We start from the raw sequence: 16,170 nt of genomic DNA, 5'->3' as shown, positions 1-16,170 counted from the left end.
CACAACATATGCATGATATAGAAGATATACGCAAAAACCCTGAAGGATTTGAAAGGGCAATGAAAATCAGGGGGATAAGAGAATTTACTGCAAAAGAAATATTAGATGTTGATGATGAAAGAAGATTACTGACTACTACATTGCAAGATTTAAATAGGCAGCGCAATGAAATCACAGAGGAAATAAAGAAGCTTAAAATGAGCAAGAGCTCCTCTGAAAATGAGGTAGAAGTGTCAAGAAACATAACAAATGAGATAAAAGCAATCAGCTTAAAAGAGCAAACGGAGAAAGATAACTTAATGAATATCTTATCTAACTTACCAAATATCCCTGCACAAAACGTGCCAATAGGTGAAGATGAGAGCTCCAACGTAGAAATCAGAAAATATGGAGAAAAAAGGCAATTTAGTTTTATGCCAAAATTTCATTATGAACTCGGAGAAAGGTTAGGCTTGATGGATTTTGAGCAAGCAGCAAAAATTTCTGGATCAAGGTTTACAATATTAAAAGGACAGTTAGCTAAGCTTGGACGAGCATTAATAAATTTTATGCTGGAAACACATGTTAATGAATTTGCCTATACTGAGGTGTATCACCCAGCTCTGGTGAAAAACGAGGCGATGTATAACGTTGGTCAGCTACCAAAATTTTCCGATGATTCATATTTAACTACCGATGAGTTAAGATTAATTCCTACAAGTGAAGTATTTTTAACAAATTTAGTTGCTGACAAAATAATAGAAGAAAAAGAACTGCCTATTCGTTTTACTGCATATTCAGAATGTTTTCGTAAAGAAGCTGGCAGCGCAGGACGAGATACAAGAGGTATGATAAGGCAACACCAATTTGGTAAAGTGGAATTAGTAAGCATCACAACTGAAGACCAGTCAAAAGACGAGCTTGAACGTATGACTAGTGTTGCTGAAGAGATATTAAAAAAACTAGAATTACCGTACAGAGTAATGCTACTTTGCAGTGGCGATATGGGTTTTGCTGCACAAAAGACTTATGACATAGAGGTATGGTTACCCGAGCAAAATAAATATAGAGAAATATCAAGCTGCTCAAATTGCGGTACGTTCCAGGCAAGAAGAATGAACACTAAATACTTCTTAGAAACTGACAGAAAAACAAAAAAATACGTTCACACTTTAAACGGCTCAGCTTTAGCCATAGGAAGAACAATTGTTGCCATAATGGAGAATTATCAAAATTCCGATGGGTCAGTTACAATACCAAACGTGTTGCAAAGATATATGAGTAATGATACTGTTATAAGCAAACAATAATTTTGACATATATAGAAAAGCGAGGAAATAAAGATGAAGGTTTTGGTTATAGGTTCTGGTGGGCGTGAGCATGCTTTACTTTGGGCTCTAAAGAAGTCTCCTACCTTGACTAAGTTATATGTTACTCCTGGTCGCCCGGCCATGGAGAATTTTGGAGTTCTTGTGAATATAAATATTCAAGATTCAGTTGATGTTACACAATTTTGCAAGAAAGAAAATATAGAGCTAGTAATTATTGGTCCAGAGCAGCCGATAATTAATGGGCTTGCTGATGATTTAACTGCGGAGGGGATAAACGTTTTTGCTCCAAGTCAAGCAGCTGCAAAACTTGAGGCATCAAAGTCTTTTACGAAGGAACTATGTAAACAATATGGTATACCAACCGCCAAGTATGAGCGTTTTATTGATGAGAGGTTAGCTAAAAATTTTGTCCGTAGTAATAAAATAAAATTGCCGCTTGTAATTAAAGCAAATGGAATTGCAGCAGGGAAAGGTGTCATAATATGCCACACAGAAAATGAGGCTTTTTCAGCAATAGATTCAATGCTAGTGGAGAAAAATCTTGGTGAGTCAGGTGAAGAAATAATCATAGAAGAGTTTTTAATTGGAGAGGAAGTAAGTTTTTTTGCTCTTATTGATGGGTTGAAGGTAATAACCCTTGGGTGTGCAAAAGATTACAAGAGAGTTGGTGAAAATAACGAGGGACAAAATACTGGAGGCATGGGGTCATACTCATCACCTTCGATTATAAGTAAGGAGATGGAGCAAAAAATTATCCAAAAAATAATATATCCTACAATTCAAGCACTGACTAACATGGGAACATCCTATAAAGGAGTACTCTTTGCTGGTTTAATGATTTGCAAAGATAGTCCAAAGCTTCTTGAGTATAATGTTAGGTTTGGGGATCCGGAAATACAATCTATGTTACCTAGACTTGGTCCAAATTGTGATTTGCTAAAGTTGATGTTGTCAGTTGCAGAAGGCAAGTTAAATACAAAAATGGTGGAGTTTAATCACAAAATTACAGTTTGTGTAGTCGTTGCAAGTAAAGGCTATCCTGGTGATTATCAAAAAGGAGAGGTAATTAAAGGATTAGATAAAATTGAGAACATTCCTGGAGTGCTAGTATTTCATGCTGGCACTAAGCGAGATGAAAGTGGCAATTGGATTTCAGATGGCGGAAGGGTGCTAAATATAGTAGGAGAAGGAAACACTATGGAAGAAGCTAAAAGTAAAGTGTACTCAGCATTAAATTTTCTAGAATGGTCAGGTGGATTCTTCAGGTATGATATTGGTAGTTAATTTAGCTCATGCAGAAACAAAAAAGTCACTTTGTAAGCAATAATACAGACAACTAAAGAAAAACATCAACTAGGTTTATATTCTATTACTACTGTTTTTGCAATCTTATCATAAAACGTTTGTTTGCGTTTATCAAATATTGCTAATACAAAAAGTAAAATTAATATTACAACAGGACACAAGAGACAACATAAGGCAATATAGTCAAATTGAGGATGTTCAAGGTAATAATAAGACAGCAGCCAAATTGGAAGAAAAATAATCCAAGAATAGTTTCTAAAAAAGCATCTTATTGTTACCTGTTTTAGGGTAACATCTGTAAATGTATTTGCATCTTTTATATATATTTTTAGCAATAATTTTCCTGGAGTACCACCAAATCTTGTTATCATTAGTATTTCTACTACTATATATAGTATAAGTATAAAGTCTTTAAATAAAAAAGAAGCGAGTGAATATATGACCGCATCAAGGGTGGATGCTACAGTACGCTTCATGAAGCCCACATGATTTATTTCAATATTCATAGCCTCATTTATATTTCTAGTATCACTATCTAATATAAAGATGCGTTATTAAATAATCGTAAATATACTAATTCGGGTAATATTAGCTGCTTGTGCCACTATATTATTTGAATTAACATTAAATCATTTACAGTTAAGGAAGTTATGTCAACATCAGTCACAGTTGCGTATGGTGATGGTATCGGACCAGGAATTATGGAAGCGGTGCTGTCGATATTGCGTGAAGCGAAAGCAGAGATCTCAATAGATATTATTGAAATAGGAGAGCGTGTTTATAGTAAGGAATGGTCTCATGGAATTTCTCCGAGTGGTTGGGAGTCTATTGAAAGGACAAAAGTGTTACTTAAATCTCCAACAACAACTCCGCAAGGCAAAGGGCACAAAAGCTTGAACGTTGCACTGCGGAAGAATTTAGGGCTGTATGCAAACATCAGACCATGCATTTCGTATCACCCTGTTATAGAAAATAAATTCGATAAATTTGATGTTGTTGTAATACGTGAAAATGAAGAAGACGTTTATACGGGAATAGAGCATAGGCTCACTGGTGACTCGTACCAATGCACTAAAATTATTACTAGATCCGGTTCAGAGAAAATATGCAGATACGCTTTTGAATATGCGCAAAAACACAATAGAAAGAAAGTAACTTGCCTGACTAAAGATAACATAATGAAAATGACTGACGGCACTTTTCATGCAGCATTTGATCGTGTTGCAAAAGAATACCCAGATATAAAGGCAGATCATTATATAGTTGATATTGGAATGGCAAAAGTTGCCACAGAGCCCGAGAATTTTGATGTTATAGTAACTGAGAATTTATATGGTGACATATTATCAGATATAGTCGCACAAACCTCTGGATCTGTAGGACTTGCTGGAAGTAGCAACATAGGTAATGAATATGCGATGTTCGAAGCAGTGCATGGTTCTGCTCCTGATATTGAAGGAAAAAATATAGCTAATCCTTCTGGTCTTTTAAATGCTGCAGTGCATATGCTAATTTACATAGATCAAGCTACTACTGCAAAACTAATTTATGATGCGTGGCTCAAGACTTTGGAAGATGGAGTACACACTGCTGATTTATATAAGGAGAAAAAAAGTAAACAGAAAGTGGGTACAAAAGAATTTGCAGAAGCTATTATAAATAATCTAGGAAAGAAACCAGGAATACTATCTGAACTTATAATTGACAATAGTGCAAGTAATAAAACAAGTAAAATACAAGATAGCTATGAACAGGACTATAAAACTAAAAAGCTAGTTGGTAGCGACATAACGCTTGCTTGGAACAAATCTGGCAATTTTAACCAAATAGTAGAATTATTTAAATCAAGTGATCCTAAGATTATAGCGATATACTCAAAAGGTCTTGCAATCTGGCCAGGAAAGTCAGAATCTTCAAGCGATCAAATAACCTGCAGGTTTATTGCAGATAATGAAAAGAAAGCTATCACAAACAGTGACGTGAATAACTTACTAACAAAACTCGAAGAAAATAACTTTGATGTAGTGAGAATGGACAAATTGTATTTATACGATGGGAAAGAGGGTTTTTTCTCTTAATGAGAGTTAAACATGTTTATGCTTGTGTAAAGCATAAAATGTATTATACTAACAGTATGTTCATGTGAGGCGTAGTAATGAGTCAACATTTTAAGTTAACTAGTCAGGAGTTTCGTGATAATGCTGATTTGTTTAATGTGTTGGAAATAGAAGCTAAACAAGTTGTAGACAAGAATTATGAAGAGCTTAGCTCAATTTTGAAGAAACAGCATAGGAAGTTAATTCTTGTAAATCATCCTGACAAGGGTGGAGATAAAAATAGATTTGATCAAATTTATAAAGCCTATCAAGAGCTAAAAAAATATATTGAACCTTTGGAATTAGGAAATCCTTGTGTTAAAGTCAGTATTGGCGCTGGAAGTGATGGGCGTTTAACAGCAAGAGAGTTTCACTATAGGAGAAAGTTGTTTAACGAGCTAAAAATCAGTGAGAAAGAAGCTGTAGGTAAAGATTTTGATGGGTTGATTGCTATACTAAAAAGAAATGATCGTTCGTTTGGAGAAGACTTCAAAAGCTATAATGAACTTCAGGCTCAAATAGAGAGGGTTTTATTAAATCCAAATTTAGATAATTTTCAGAAGAGTGTACAAATTGCAAAGTTAATGCAAGAGTTATATCAATATATAGCAAAGCCAAGCATACAATTACTTAATTATATTACTCCTCTAAAAGAAAAGAGAAGCCTAATTGAAGAAGATAAAAAGACATTAGCATTGAAATTTATAGAGCGCAAAAATGCTCTAATGTTAGTCCCAAAAATAAGTTTTCTGCCTTTAACTCTATTAACTACAATTACTATAGGTTGCTATTTTTCATGGTGGATCATAGCATTTAATATCATTATTAATAAACTCTGTAATTCATTAGTGAATTATTATATGGAGAAGTATAAAAACTCAGAAATTTCTACTGATGAATTCATGAGTAAAATGAACTATATTGCGCTAAGCAGTAAACTTCTTATCAACTATCCTTTAGCTGCTTTTTCTGTTTATTTAGTTACAACAAATTTCATTGCTAATGGATTAACTGTTGATGGAGCTATACTTGGTCCACTATTGTTATTGGCAGTATTAATTGAAGCATTAGCTCCTATTTTCTCAAAAGGCTGTGAAATATATGCTGACAAGCACACAAAAGATTTACTAGAAGAGGATCCAAGAGATAGAGTACAAAAGGAAACTGACCTATTAAAATGGTATGATTTGCGGAAATTATTGATGCCAATTATCATGCCTCTTGTTAGAAAATGTTTTGCAGAAGTGGCAAGCGAGTTTGCTGAAAGGAATTTTGATGAGGTAAAAACTGATATGTCTGATGTTAATACTGAAGGACTATCTAATCCTCAAGCAATTAAATTTGCATAGTAACCAGTGTAGTTTTAGCTCTATACGTGAACTCAAAAAAAGTAGAATTGATATTTGAAAAATTCAAGCAATCAAATCCCATACCGAAAATAGAGCTAAATTATACCAATCATTTTACGTTATTAGTTGCAATAGTTCTATCAGCGCGGACAACCGATATCAGTGTTAATAAAATTACGAGGGAGCTATTTAGTATTGTTGATACGCCAGAAAAAATGCTAAATCTTGGGCAAAGTGAGCTGAGAAAATACATAAGCAGTATTGGTTTATATAATTCCAAAGCAAAAAATATAATCGGGCTCAGCAAAATATTGATTGAGAGGTACAATAGCAAAGTGCCTACTAATTTCGATGATTTGGTATCTTTACCAGGGGTTGGGAGAAAGAGCGCTAATGTGTTCTTAAATTCGGGGCTTGGTATTCCAACATTGGCAATTGATACTCATGTTTTTAGAGTAAGCAATAGAGTTGGGCTTGTGAAAGAAAAAGATATATTTAAAACAGAGCAATCTCTTTTGAATGTGGTTCCAAAAAAATACCTGCTTTATGCTCATCATTGGCTAGTTTTACACGGTAGATACATTTGCAAGGCACAAAAACCTTTGTGTGAAGCGTGCACAATTCATGATTTATGTGAGTTTGAATGCAAGAGGTATAAAGTCTAGTATAACACTTCGATATTTCTTACTTTTATCATCCAAGTAGCTGATCTCTATGATGGTGTCATCCGAGTAGCTGACACTGAAATCCAGTCTTTCTTACCAACAAAAATTTAGAATAACTTTTGTTCTTAAAAAATTTCTAGATTCCAGACTCATGTTTCAATGTTAAACAAGGTACAATAGAATTGAGTGGGGTAATTTCTAGGGAATTATTATATTCTAGAAAAAGTAAAATGTCATCCAGATAGACTAATGTACAAGGTAAGCTGAATGTCTATAAAGAAAAACAGCAAGGCATTTTAGGATTTGCTATATCGCATCAGGAGCTCAAGAGTACAGCTTACAATTACAGATAGGTATAGTTGAGTTTAAAGTAACTACATAAATTTACTACAATTTTCATACCTATAAGCTGCTATGCAACAAAGCCCTGTGTAGGTATAATTTTGACAGGATACAAAGCTTAATGGAGAAAGTTACGAACATCAGTGAAAAACATGGCAATTTTATTCTCATTTGCAGCTGCTATCACGTCTTGATCTTTCAATGAGCCACCTGGCTGAATTATAGCTGTAATTCCATGCTTTGCACTTTCTACTATACTATCTGGAAATGGAAAAAATGCATCTGAAGCAAGCACTGCGCCTTTACATTTTTCACCTGCTTTTTTTACTGCAATATTCACACTATCTATTCTGCTTGTTTGTCCTGCACCGATGCCAATAGCACAACCGTCTTTTGCTATCACTATTGCATTGGATTTTACATGTTTACATATTTTCCAAGCAAAAATAAGATCTTCCTTCTCTTTTTTTGTTGTAGTGCATTCTGTCACTCGGTTTATTTCTTCTACTTTTACTGTATGGTTATTATTTTCTTGCACTAAGAACCCGCCAACAACATTTTTGATTTGATATTTTGCATTTTGCTGAAGAGATTGATGAATAATCACTCTTAAATTTTTCTTTTTTTGTAAAATTTTTAGTACCTCATTATTTACCGATGGTGCTATCACCACTTCCAAAAATATCTCGTTTAATTTCTCTGCTAGCTTTAAATCTATCTCCCGATTGAAAGCAACTATTCCACCAAAACTGCTTATTTCATCACATGATAGAGCTTTTTCATATGCTTTTAAAGCACTATCACTAACAGCAACGCCACATGGATTATTGTGCTTTATTATCACTGCTGCAGGTTCTTGAAACTCAGAAATTATGTTAAGTGCAGACTCTATGTCGACTATATTATTATAGCTCAATTCTTTTCCATGTATTTTCTCCAGTGGATATTTGCTAAATTGATTGCTATAAAATGCAGCTTTTTGATGAGGATTTTCACCATACCTGAGTCCTTGTGCTTTACATCCATATAGAGTAAAAAACTCTGGTAACTCATTGCTTTTACCCTGTGATAAAAACCAATTGTAAATATTAGAATCATACTGTGCAGTCAGAGCAAATGCTTTAGTTGCTAGATGTTTTCTATATTCTAATGTTGTCTGATTGTTATTTTTGATCATCTCAGCTTTCAGTGTTTCGTAATCTTGAATTCTAGAAATCACTGAAGTGAAATGAAAGTTTTTTGCTGTAGCTCTAATTAATGCTACTCCACCTATATCTATTTGTTCTATGATTTGCTTCTCACTTGAGTTGCTATTAACCGTTTTCCAAAATGGATATAAGTTAGTTATAAGCAGATCTATCGGCTTAATTTCTAGATTCTGCATTTCCTCTTCGTGCCTTTTTCGATCACAGAGTATTCCTCCATGAATTTTAGGATGTAAAGTTTTCACTCTGCCATCTAGTATTTCTGGAAATTGTGTGTAATCTGAAACTTCTTGCGTTTTTATTCCCGCACCTGATAGCACTTTATAAGTATTTCCTGTTGAGAGAATTTCTATTTGTTGCTGCATCAAAAACGATGCAAGTTCAATTATATTTGTCTTATCGTATACTGATATTAAAGCTCTTTTAATTTTCATATGGGAGGTTTCTTAAGATTATATCTAAGAAAAGAAAATTTGTCTATATATAGCTACTACGTCATACCGCCACGTTATCCACAACTGTACGAACATTGTGATACAAGAGACCAAGAAAGATGTCATCCCAGTGCCCAGACACTGGGATCCAGAAAACTTCACTTTCAATGAGCACACCAGGTGGCTGTACAATAGAAACTGGATTCCATTATCAAGCACTGGAATGACACCATCTACTACTCAAATTACCTGCAAATTGCAATGTTCGTACACCAAAAACGCGGTATCTTGTTGTAGATTCCGCTAACAAGCAGCGGAATACCAAATTGTAGAAGTTGCTTTAGCTCTCCTCACCCTCCCTTCAAAGTAGTCTATTCTATAAATTTTTTTGTTAAACTTGATTTTAAGCCACGAACAAAATCTTTAATATCGCAAGGATTTCTTCCTTCCATTTGTACAACTTTAGGAATTAAAGTACCACCTTTTAAACTTATATGCATATTATCATTAATGATCTCACCTTGTCCTGAAGTGAAGGCTTCAAATTCAGCATCAAGTATCTTGATACGTTTATTCTCTACCTTAATGAATGCTTTTGGATAAAATGCTTTAACCTTTCTATAAGCAATTTCACAGGCGTCACTTGCGTAAATTTTATAGTCTTTTACTTTGTCAGCATAGCACGCATCGTTATCGCTCTGTTTTAAGGGAACTTGCTTTTCAATTTCGTTTAGTACTTTCAGCAGTAAATCACTACCTAATTCAGACAATTTATCATACAACGTCTTATAATTATCGCTTTTTTCAATAAGAAACTTTTTCTGTTTTAAAATAGGGCCAGAATCTAATCCTTCATCTAGCTGCATAATGCTAACTCCGGTTTCTTGATCTCCGGCTAAAATTGTGTGCTGTATTGGAGCTGCACCGCGCCACCTAGGTAGCAATGATGGATGAATATTAATACAACCATATTTGGGAATATTTAAAATTTCTTTTGGAAGTATCAATCCATACGCAGCAACAACTGCAACATCTGACTTAAAATTTCTAAACTTTTCTTGCTCTATTGAAGATCTTAGAGAGGTAGGAATACATACCTCTATGTCACTTTCTTCAGCAACGACGTGTACTGGGGATTTTGTTAACTTTCGCCCACGCCCTGAAGGTTTTGGAGCCTTGGTATATAATGCTACTATTTCGTTATTTGATTTCAATAGTAAGCTTAACGTACTAACTGCAAACTCCGGTGAACCCATGAAAATAATTCTCATTAGGTGTTTTTGCTTTAAGAATTTTCTGCTAACTTACTATTTACAGTTTCTACTAATTTAGCAAAATCATCCTTATAGTTAACAGCCATCTCAGCAAGAATTTTCCTATTTAAATCAATTTCAGCAAGTTTAAGACCATGCATAAATCTACCGTAAGTAAGTCCATGTTCCCTTGCCGCTGCATTAATACGTATTATCCACAAACCACGAAAATCACGTTTACAGGTTCTTCTGTCTCTGTAAGCATATTGGAGTGCTTTTTCAACTCTTTGTAATGCAATTCTATAACAATTTTTTGCCCGTCCTCTATAACCCTTTGCTAGCTTCAATATTTTTTTATGACGAGCATGAGTAGTGACTCCACGTTTTACTCGAGCCATTTTTATTTTACCTCCATTTTGTTAAATACCATAAGGCATATAAAGCTTAACTATGCGCGAGTCAGATTTATTAAGAATCGTTGTACCACGTTGATTACGAATATTAGATTTACTTCTCTTTACCATACCATGTCTTTTACCTGACTGAGTAGAGATGACTTTGCCCTTAGCTGTAAGGTGAAAGCGCTTTTTGACAGAAGATTTAGTTTTTAATTTCATTTTTGTCATATCCCAAACAAGTTCCGCTATTTAGTTCTTTAGTAGTAATTAATTATGAGTATAGATAATTTTGTTAAAGAATCAAATTAAAATTGTGTTTTAGAGGAGCTTAAATGTAATCACACCCAGTATATGTGTTATACCTTCTTTATCTCCAATTGGCAACAATACTTGCCTCATTTTAACACTTTCACTTTCTTCTTCTTCGTTAATTGAGCATTTACTCTCTATTACAGTCTCAAGTTTATCAATAACTGCATCTATTTTATATAGCCGCAAAAATGGTGCATCAATTGCATACTTATTATCGATGTACATCTTTTGTTCAAAACCATAAAATTCAATAGCCTTTTCTCCTGCATTTTCACATATATAACCTCGTTCTTTAACTTCAATGATAAAACAATGCTGCCATGACTCCATGATTTCTGCAGTGTCTATTTCATGTCTTTCTGGCCATTCTCTATCTGATCCTTTTATATCACTCCAATGTTGAGTAACTATATTCACTATTCTTCTTTCTTTGCCTGCATAATTTTCCATTCGAAATTCCACATATAAAACACAGATATGAGGTAAACTTATCGTGAATGTATTGATTTTTTCTTACTAAAGGATGCAGATTATTGAAAATTCTCATCCTGTTTACACAACAGGTAATGATACATTAAGTATAATAATTAGAACATCAAAATTATTAAATGAGGAAACTGTAAAAAATAATAAAAAAATTCTATTTTTGCAATATTTTGGCTAAATAATACTATTACCTCTACTTTCTAAGGTTATTGTACTTAATAACTTACTAGATGGAGTTTCTTCCTTAGAACTACTATGGATTTTATTTTTTCTATTATAAAACCAACATTTAAATGGTACAGCTGCTGCGATAGCTGCTAACAAGACTACTACCACTGCTAACATACCTACTGTTAACACTCCCATATTTTCCTTATTTGATCGAGATGTTTCCAATAATTTAAATCTTCTCAAGTTCATATCATAAATCATAGGATTACCCAAAATATTTGTCGTATTTTTAACATTTCCTATATTTTGAATTGTAATTCCATTACTAGCGTTTAATTTTTTCATTTTTTCCATTACTTGTTTTAAGTTTGGTAGTTCTGTTGTTGTACTTTCAATATCACCAGCTTCCATCTTTTGCAAATTCTCATTACTCAAAAACTCTTTGAGATACTTTTCATAAAACTCTTTGGCATTATATTCTTTATAACTTCGTATTTTTCCACTCTTAAGATCAGAAACGATATTATCAATCATCACTTTTGGATTTTCTGCACGCACTATTTCTCCTTCAGCAACAAGAATACGATAAGATGTATCATCAAGCATACATACATACTTAAGTTTTAAATCACCTCCTCCCAATAGAAAATATATTGTTCTATTTTGTTCTACATTTTGCAATTCAGATTCAATACTAATCCATCTATTCCTTTTTTCCTTATTGATTAATCCTTTTTCTCGTACAGTATCTTTAACGTGTAACAATCTTCCTGGCATATATGACCTCCAAATTGATCAATATTTCCTTGTGTATAAAAGATAAATTATTTAAGTCCACATTTTTTTACTAAGATTTTTATTATACTAAATAGTATATGTATTAATATTCGGATTGATCTTACTCTCATTGCAACTTATTATACCTTAGTAAAAACGATATAAAATTAGAGAAAGAGTTATAAAATTTTTTGTAAGACAGGAAAATTTCTTCTCCTTTGGTTCCAGAGCATTACAAATGCTAGAGAGCTAAGTTGATGGCACTGTTGTGCCATCAAACTCTGGAATTTTATTCGATGCTAATTTGAGGAGATAGATGTGCTACCGATGTAGCATTGCTGAGCAAAGATTCTATTTCTGATGTAGATCCGGAATGCTCAAGTTGAGCTTGTTCAGGAAGGTTTTTCATCGCTTTTTCAACATCGTAGCTACCTTCCCTATTTTTTCTATGCCATACAAAGTATCCTAATCCTGCAAAAGCTACTGCTAGCACTCCACCCAACATACCACCAGCAATCCCTGCTATTCCTATATACTGTCCTCCATTTATTTCGGGTAATTTAGGCCCTTCCACATCTGTGCTATTAAATATAGAATGATCTAACACTTCTTGTGAATTACTATCAAAACGGGAAACACTACTTATATCTTCAGGAGCAATTCCATAACTAGCATTTGATTCTTCTATTTCATTTATTACGTCATTAATCTCTTTAGTAGTTACTTTGCTTGATGCAAAATCGAATTCTTGTTTTGTTAAAGAAGCTGATTCGATAGTTACATCTTCCTGCATCTGATAATCAATTTCTTCAGTAGTAGATTCTCTCAATTGGCTATTTTCATCAGTTCTTTCTTTTAGCTTTTTTGAACTATCCTTACCCAATTCATCTACAAGGTTTTTTAGATATATTTTCTTAAATTCTCTATAATTATATTCTTTACCTTTTTCTATTTCTCCACTCTTAAGACCTAAAATAATTCCATCTATTGTCGATTCACGAATTGCTTGAGGAATGTCTATTGAATTTACTATTCCTGTAACCAAGCCTATCTCAGCTGCTCTAGAAGATATAGAGAGGTCTTTTACTGTTAAATTCTCTCCTTTAATTAAAAATTCTACCCTTCTGTTTTGTTTTATACTTTCCAAGTCAGATGCAATTCTAATTGTTGGACCATCCATCTCCTGCTTATTTGTTGTTTCTCTCTTTCGCATGCTATTCTTAGTGTTTTGGAATTTTTTTGGCATTTCACACTCCTTAAATTAATTAATAAAAGTATTATTTGAATTAACAAATACTTCTCTATGTTAGTGGATAAAATATTTAAACCTATATCTTTTTATTAAAATTTTTATGTAAAAGTTACTTTTATTATACTAAGTAATGTATATATTAATATCTAGATTGATAAATTGATTTTACTTCTGTTACAACTTATTATCCATAGATAACCTCAGTAAAAACGATGAAGCTAAACGAAATTAGAGAAAGATTTATAAAATTTTTTGTAAATAATAATCATGAGCAAGTTCCTTCTTCTCCTTTGATTCCAGAGCATGACCCAACACTCATGTTTACAAATGCTGGTATGGTACAGTTCAAAAACATCTTTACCGGCACGCAAAAAACTGAAATGAAACGTGCCGTCTCAAGTCAAAAGTGTCTCAGAGCAGGTGGTAAACACAATGATCTTGAAAATGTTGGCTATACATCTCGGCATCACACATTTTTTGAAATGCTCGGAAATTTTAGCTTTGGTGATTACTTTAAAGAAACTGCGATAGAATTTGCGTGGAAATTTATTACTGAAGAATTGTCTCTTGATAAAAACAGACTATCCATAACTGTTTACCACACTGATGATGAAGCATATGAAATTTGGCGTAAGATAAGTGGCCTTTCAGATGATAAAATCATAAGAATTACAACAGATGATAACTTTTGGAGCATGGGCAATACTGGTCCATGTGGCCCATGTTCTGAAATCTTTTACGATCATGCAAATCAGGATTTGCATGAAGACGACAGAATTGTTGAAATTTGGAACCTGGTCTTCATGGAATTTAATAAAGATGAAGAAGGTAATTTACAAAAATTACCAAAAAAATGCATCGATACCGGAATGGGCCTTGAAAGAATAGCAGCTGTTATGCAGAACATTCATGATAACTATGATATTGACCTATTTTCTGCTCTGGTAAGTAAATCGCAAGAGTACTGTGGAAATACGGAAAATAAAGTAGCTCATAAGATTATCGCAGATCACCTTCGTGCAGCTGCATTTCTCATCGCAGAAGGAGTGCTTCCTGGAAATGAAGGAAGAAATTATGTACTACGCAGATTGATCAGGAGAGCAGTACGTTATATCCACCTACTTGGATATAATGATTCTCTATTGAACCTTGTTTTTCCTGCACTCATAGATGGCACAAGTTTGGCTTATATGGGAGATGCTTATCCAGAGCTAATCAGAGCTAAAAGCTTAATAGAAACAACGTTAAAATCAGAGGAAGAAAACTTTAAAGACACTTTAATGAAAGGCATTAATCTCTTGGACAAATTCACTGCAGATTTAAAATCAGGTGACACTCTATCTGGAGAATCAGCATTCAAACTATATGACACTTATGGATTTCCTTTGGATATCACACTTGATATTTTGAAAGAAAGGAAAATAAATTTTGACCAAAAAGGTTTTGATAATGCAATGAAAGAGCAAAAAGAAAGAGCACGTGCTAATTGGACTGGCTCTGGTGAAAAGTCTGTTGAACAAGTATGGTTTAATTTAATCGATCAGTTTGGCAAAACGGAATTTGTTGGTTATGAACGTGATGAAGTAAAGGATGCAACAGTACTCGCAATAATTTCCCCTAAAAATGAAGTAATTGATTCTGCAAAAGAAGGAGAAAAGATAACTATTATACTTGATAAAACACCTTTTTATGGAGAGTCAGGTGGACAAGTGGGAGATATTGGAAATTTTATCAAATCTGATGGAAGTATGGTAATAGTTGAAAATACCAACAAGATTAACGACCTATATTTACACAGATGTATAGTTGAATCTGATTCAGTTCGTAAAGGTGATACAGTTACAGCTAGTATTGACAAGAAAAGAAGACAAGACTTAAGAAGAAATCATTCAGCTACACATCTTCTACACTTTGCACTCAGAAAAATTTTGGGTGATCATGTTACTCAAAAAGGTTCTCTAGTCGCACCGAATAGGCTAAGATTTGACTTCAGTCATAACACGCCAGTAACTCAGGATCAGCTATTTTGGGTAGAAGATATGGTAAATTCTCTAATTAGAGAAAATCTTTCTACATCTACAAAAATTCAAGGTATGGATCAGGCAATAGATGAAGGAGCCATGGCCTTATTTGGTGAAAAATATGGTGATAAGGTTAGGGTTGTAAAAATTGGAGATTCAAAAGAATTATGTGGCGGTACACACGTGGAGCGTACTGGAGAAATTGGTTTGTTTAAGATAGTAGCAGAATGTTCCGTTGCATCTGGAGTAAGAAGAATCGAAGCTTTAACCGGTCAAGAAGCAATTAATTATGCACGCAATAATGAAATTAGCTTAAAAAAAGTTGCAGAATGCGTAAAAGCACCAGTAAATGAAATAATAAGTCGACTCAGTATTGTAAGCCAGGAGCGCAAAGAATTTGAAGTCAAAATAAAAAATCTTTATAAAAAGCTTATCAGTGTAGAAACTGTAAAAAGTACCGAAATAAATGGAATAAATTTCGCAAGCCACACTTTCAATAACGTTCCAGGAAGTATAATAAGGGAATTTGCTCTACAGCAACAAAAACCGAAAACTGTAATAGCCTTCATGGTAACAGAAAAGGATAAAACAGTTTTGATTGTCAAAGTAAGTAAAGATTTAACTAATAAGATCAATGCAAAAGAGCTAGTATCTACTGTAACCAGAAGGGATTGCGGTGGAAATGCCGAACTTGCCCAAACAGGCTGTGATAACAATAAAATAGATGATGCCATTACAGCAATCCATAGCAAAATAACAGCTTGCAAAAATTAATACACCCTACTACCTCGGTA

Annotated in this window: 14 protein-coding genes and 1 pseudogene; 7 read left to right on the top strand and 8 right to left on the bottom strand. The window is 33.7% G+C overall.

Going from position 1 to position 16,170, the window contains the following annotated elements; all coding sequences use genetic code 11:
* Positions 1-8: 8 nt before the first annotated feature.
* A complete protein-coding gene (gene serS, locus EJB00_RS04875; RefSeq protein ID WP_015587857.1) occupies positions 9-1,289 on the top strand; it encodes a serine--tRNA ligase in 1,281 nt (426 codons plus the stop codon).
* A 33-nt stretch (positions 1,290-1,322) separates the two neighbouring features.
* Positions 1,323-2,594: a phosphoribosylamine--glycine ligase gene (purD, locus tag EJB00_RS04870; protein WP_135352700.1), complete on the top strand. Its 1,272-nt coding sequence runs from the start codon at positions 1,323-1,325 to the stop codon at positions 2,592-2,594.
* Positions 2,595-2,659: 65 nt separating this feature from the next.
* Here the strand turns inward: purD and EJB00_RS04865 are convergent, their stop codons facing one another.
* On the bottom strand, positions 2,660-3,121 hold the full coding sequence (locus tag EJB00_RS04865; RefSeq protein ID WP_015587855.1) for an RDD family protein: 462 nt from the start codon (positions 3,119-3,121) through the stop codon (positions 2,660-2,662).
* A gap of 144 nt (positions 3,122-3,265) precedes the next feature.
* On the opposite strand from EJB00_RS04865, the gene icd reads away from it, so the two are divergent.
* From icd to nth, 3 genes are all read left to right on the top strand, one after another.
* On the top strand, positions 3,266-4,693 hold the full coding sequence (icd, locus tag EJB00_RS04860) for an isocitrate dehydrogenase (protein ID WP_015587854.1): 1,428 nt from the start codon (positions 3,266-3,268) through the stop codon (positions 4,691-4,693).
* 77 nt (positions 4,694-4,770) lie between these two features.
* Positions 4,771-6,060, top strand: coding sequence for a molecular chaperone DnaJ (locus EJB00_RS04855; RefSeq protein WP_135352699.1), 1,290 nt, complete (start codon positions 4,771-4,773; stop codon positions 6,058-6,060).
* A gap of 26 nt (positions 6,061-6,086) precedes the next feature.
* A complete protein-coding gene (gene nth / locus EJB00_RS04850) occupies positions 6,087-6,725 on the top strand; it encodes an endonuclease III (protein ID WP_015587852.1) in 639 nt (212 codons plus the stop codon).
* Between the two features lie 460 nt (positions 6,726-7,185).
* Here the strand turns inward: nth and purH are convergent, their stop codons facing one another.
* Positions 7,186-8,706, bottom strand: a complete 1,521-nt coding sequence (gene purH, locus EJB00_RS04845) for a bifunctional phosphoribosylaminoimidazolecarboxamide formyltransferase/IMP cyclohydrolase (protein ID WP_015587851.1) — start codon at positions 8,704-8,706, stop codon at positions 7,186-7,188.
* A 127-nt stretch (positions 8,707-8,833) separates the two neighbouring features.
* Between purH and EJB00_RS06625 the strand changes: the two are divergent.
* A pseudogene (locus EJB00_RS06625) lies at positions 8,834-8,986 on the top strand (WPE palindromic element domain-containing protein); the annotation flags it as partial.
* Positions 8,987-9,077: 91 nt separating this feature from the next.
* Here the strand turns inward: EJB00_RS06625 and fmt are convergent.
* From fmt to EJB00_RS04810, 6 genes are all read right to left on the bottom strand, one after another.
* Positions 9,078-9,977, bottom strand: coding sequence for a methionyl-tRNA formyltransferase (fmt, locus tag EJB00_RS04835; protein ID WP_015587850.1), 900 nt, complete (start codon positions 9,975-9,977; stop codon positions 9,078-9,080).
* Between the two features lie 14 nt (positions 9,978-9,991).
* On the bottom strand, positions 9,992-10,357 hold the full coding sequence (gene rplT / locus EJB00_RS04830; RefSeq protein WP_015587849.1) for a 50S ribosomal protein L20: 366 nt from the start codon (positions 10,355-10,357) through the stop codon (positions 9,992-9,994).
* A gap of 21 nt (positions 10,358-10,378) precedes the next feature.
* Positions 10,379-10,585 carry a 50S ribosomal protein L35 gene (rpmI, locus tag EJB00_RS04825; protein ID WP_015587848.1) on the bottom strand — a complete coding sequence of 69 codons (207 nt, stop codon included), beginning with the start codon at positions 10,583-10,585 and terminating at the stop codon, positions 10,379-10,381.
* Between the two features lie 90 nt (positions 10,586-10,675).
* Positions 10,676-11,119, bottom strand: coding sequence for a PAS domain-containing protein (locus tag EJB00_RS04820; RefSeq protein WP_015587847.1), 444 nt, complete (start codon positions 11,117-11,119; stop codon positions 10,676-10,678).
* A 210-nt stretch (positions 11,120-11,329) separates the two neighbouring features.
* Positions 11,330-12,103, bottom strand: a complete 774-nt coding sequence (locus EJB00_RS04815; protein ID WP_015587846.1) for a hypothetical protein — start codon at positions 12,101-12,103, stop codon at positions 11,330-11,332.
* Positions 12,104-12,392: 289 nt separating this feature from the next.
* Positions 12,393-13,349 carry a hypothetical protein gene (locus tag EJB00_RS04810; protein WP_015587845.1) on the bottom strand — a complete coding sequence of 319 codons (957 nt, stop codon included), beginning with the start codon at positions 13,347-13,349 and terminating at the stop codon, positions 12,393-12,395.
* Positions 13,350-13,567: 218 nt separating this feature from the next.
* Here EJB00_RS04810 and alaS point away from each other — a divergent pair, with 218 nt between their 5' ends.
* Entirely contained in the window at positions 13,568-16,150 is a 2,583-nt protein-coding gene (alaS, locus tag EJB00_RS04805; protein ID WP_135352698.1) for an alanine--tRNA ligase, read from the top strand.
* The last annotated feature ends 20 nt before the right edge of the window (positions 16,151-16,170 follow it).

It is taken from the genome of Wolbachia endosymbiont of Drosophila mauritiana, assembly GCF_004795975.1.
Lineage (GTDB): Bacteria > Pseudomonadota > Alphaproteobacteria > Rickettsiales > Anaplasmataceae > Wolbachia.
Note: the sequence above shows the minus strand (reverse complement) of the source record. Positions and strands in the feature narration are given on the sequence as shown.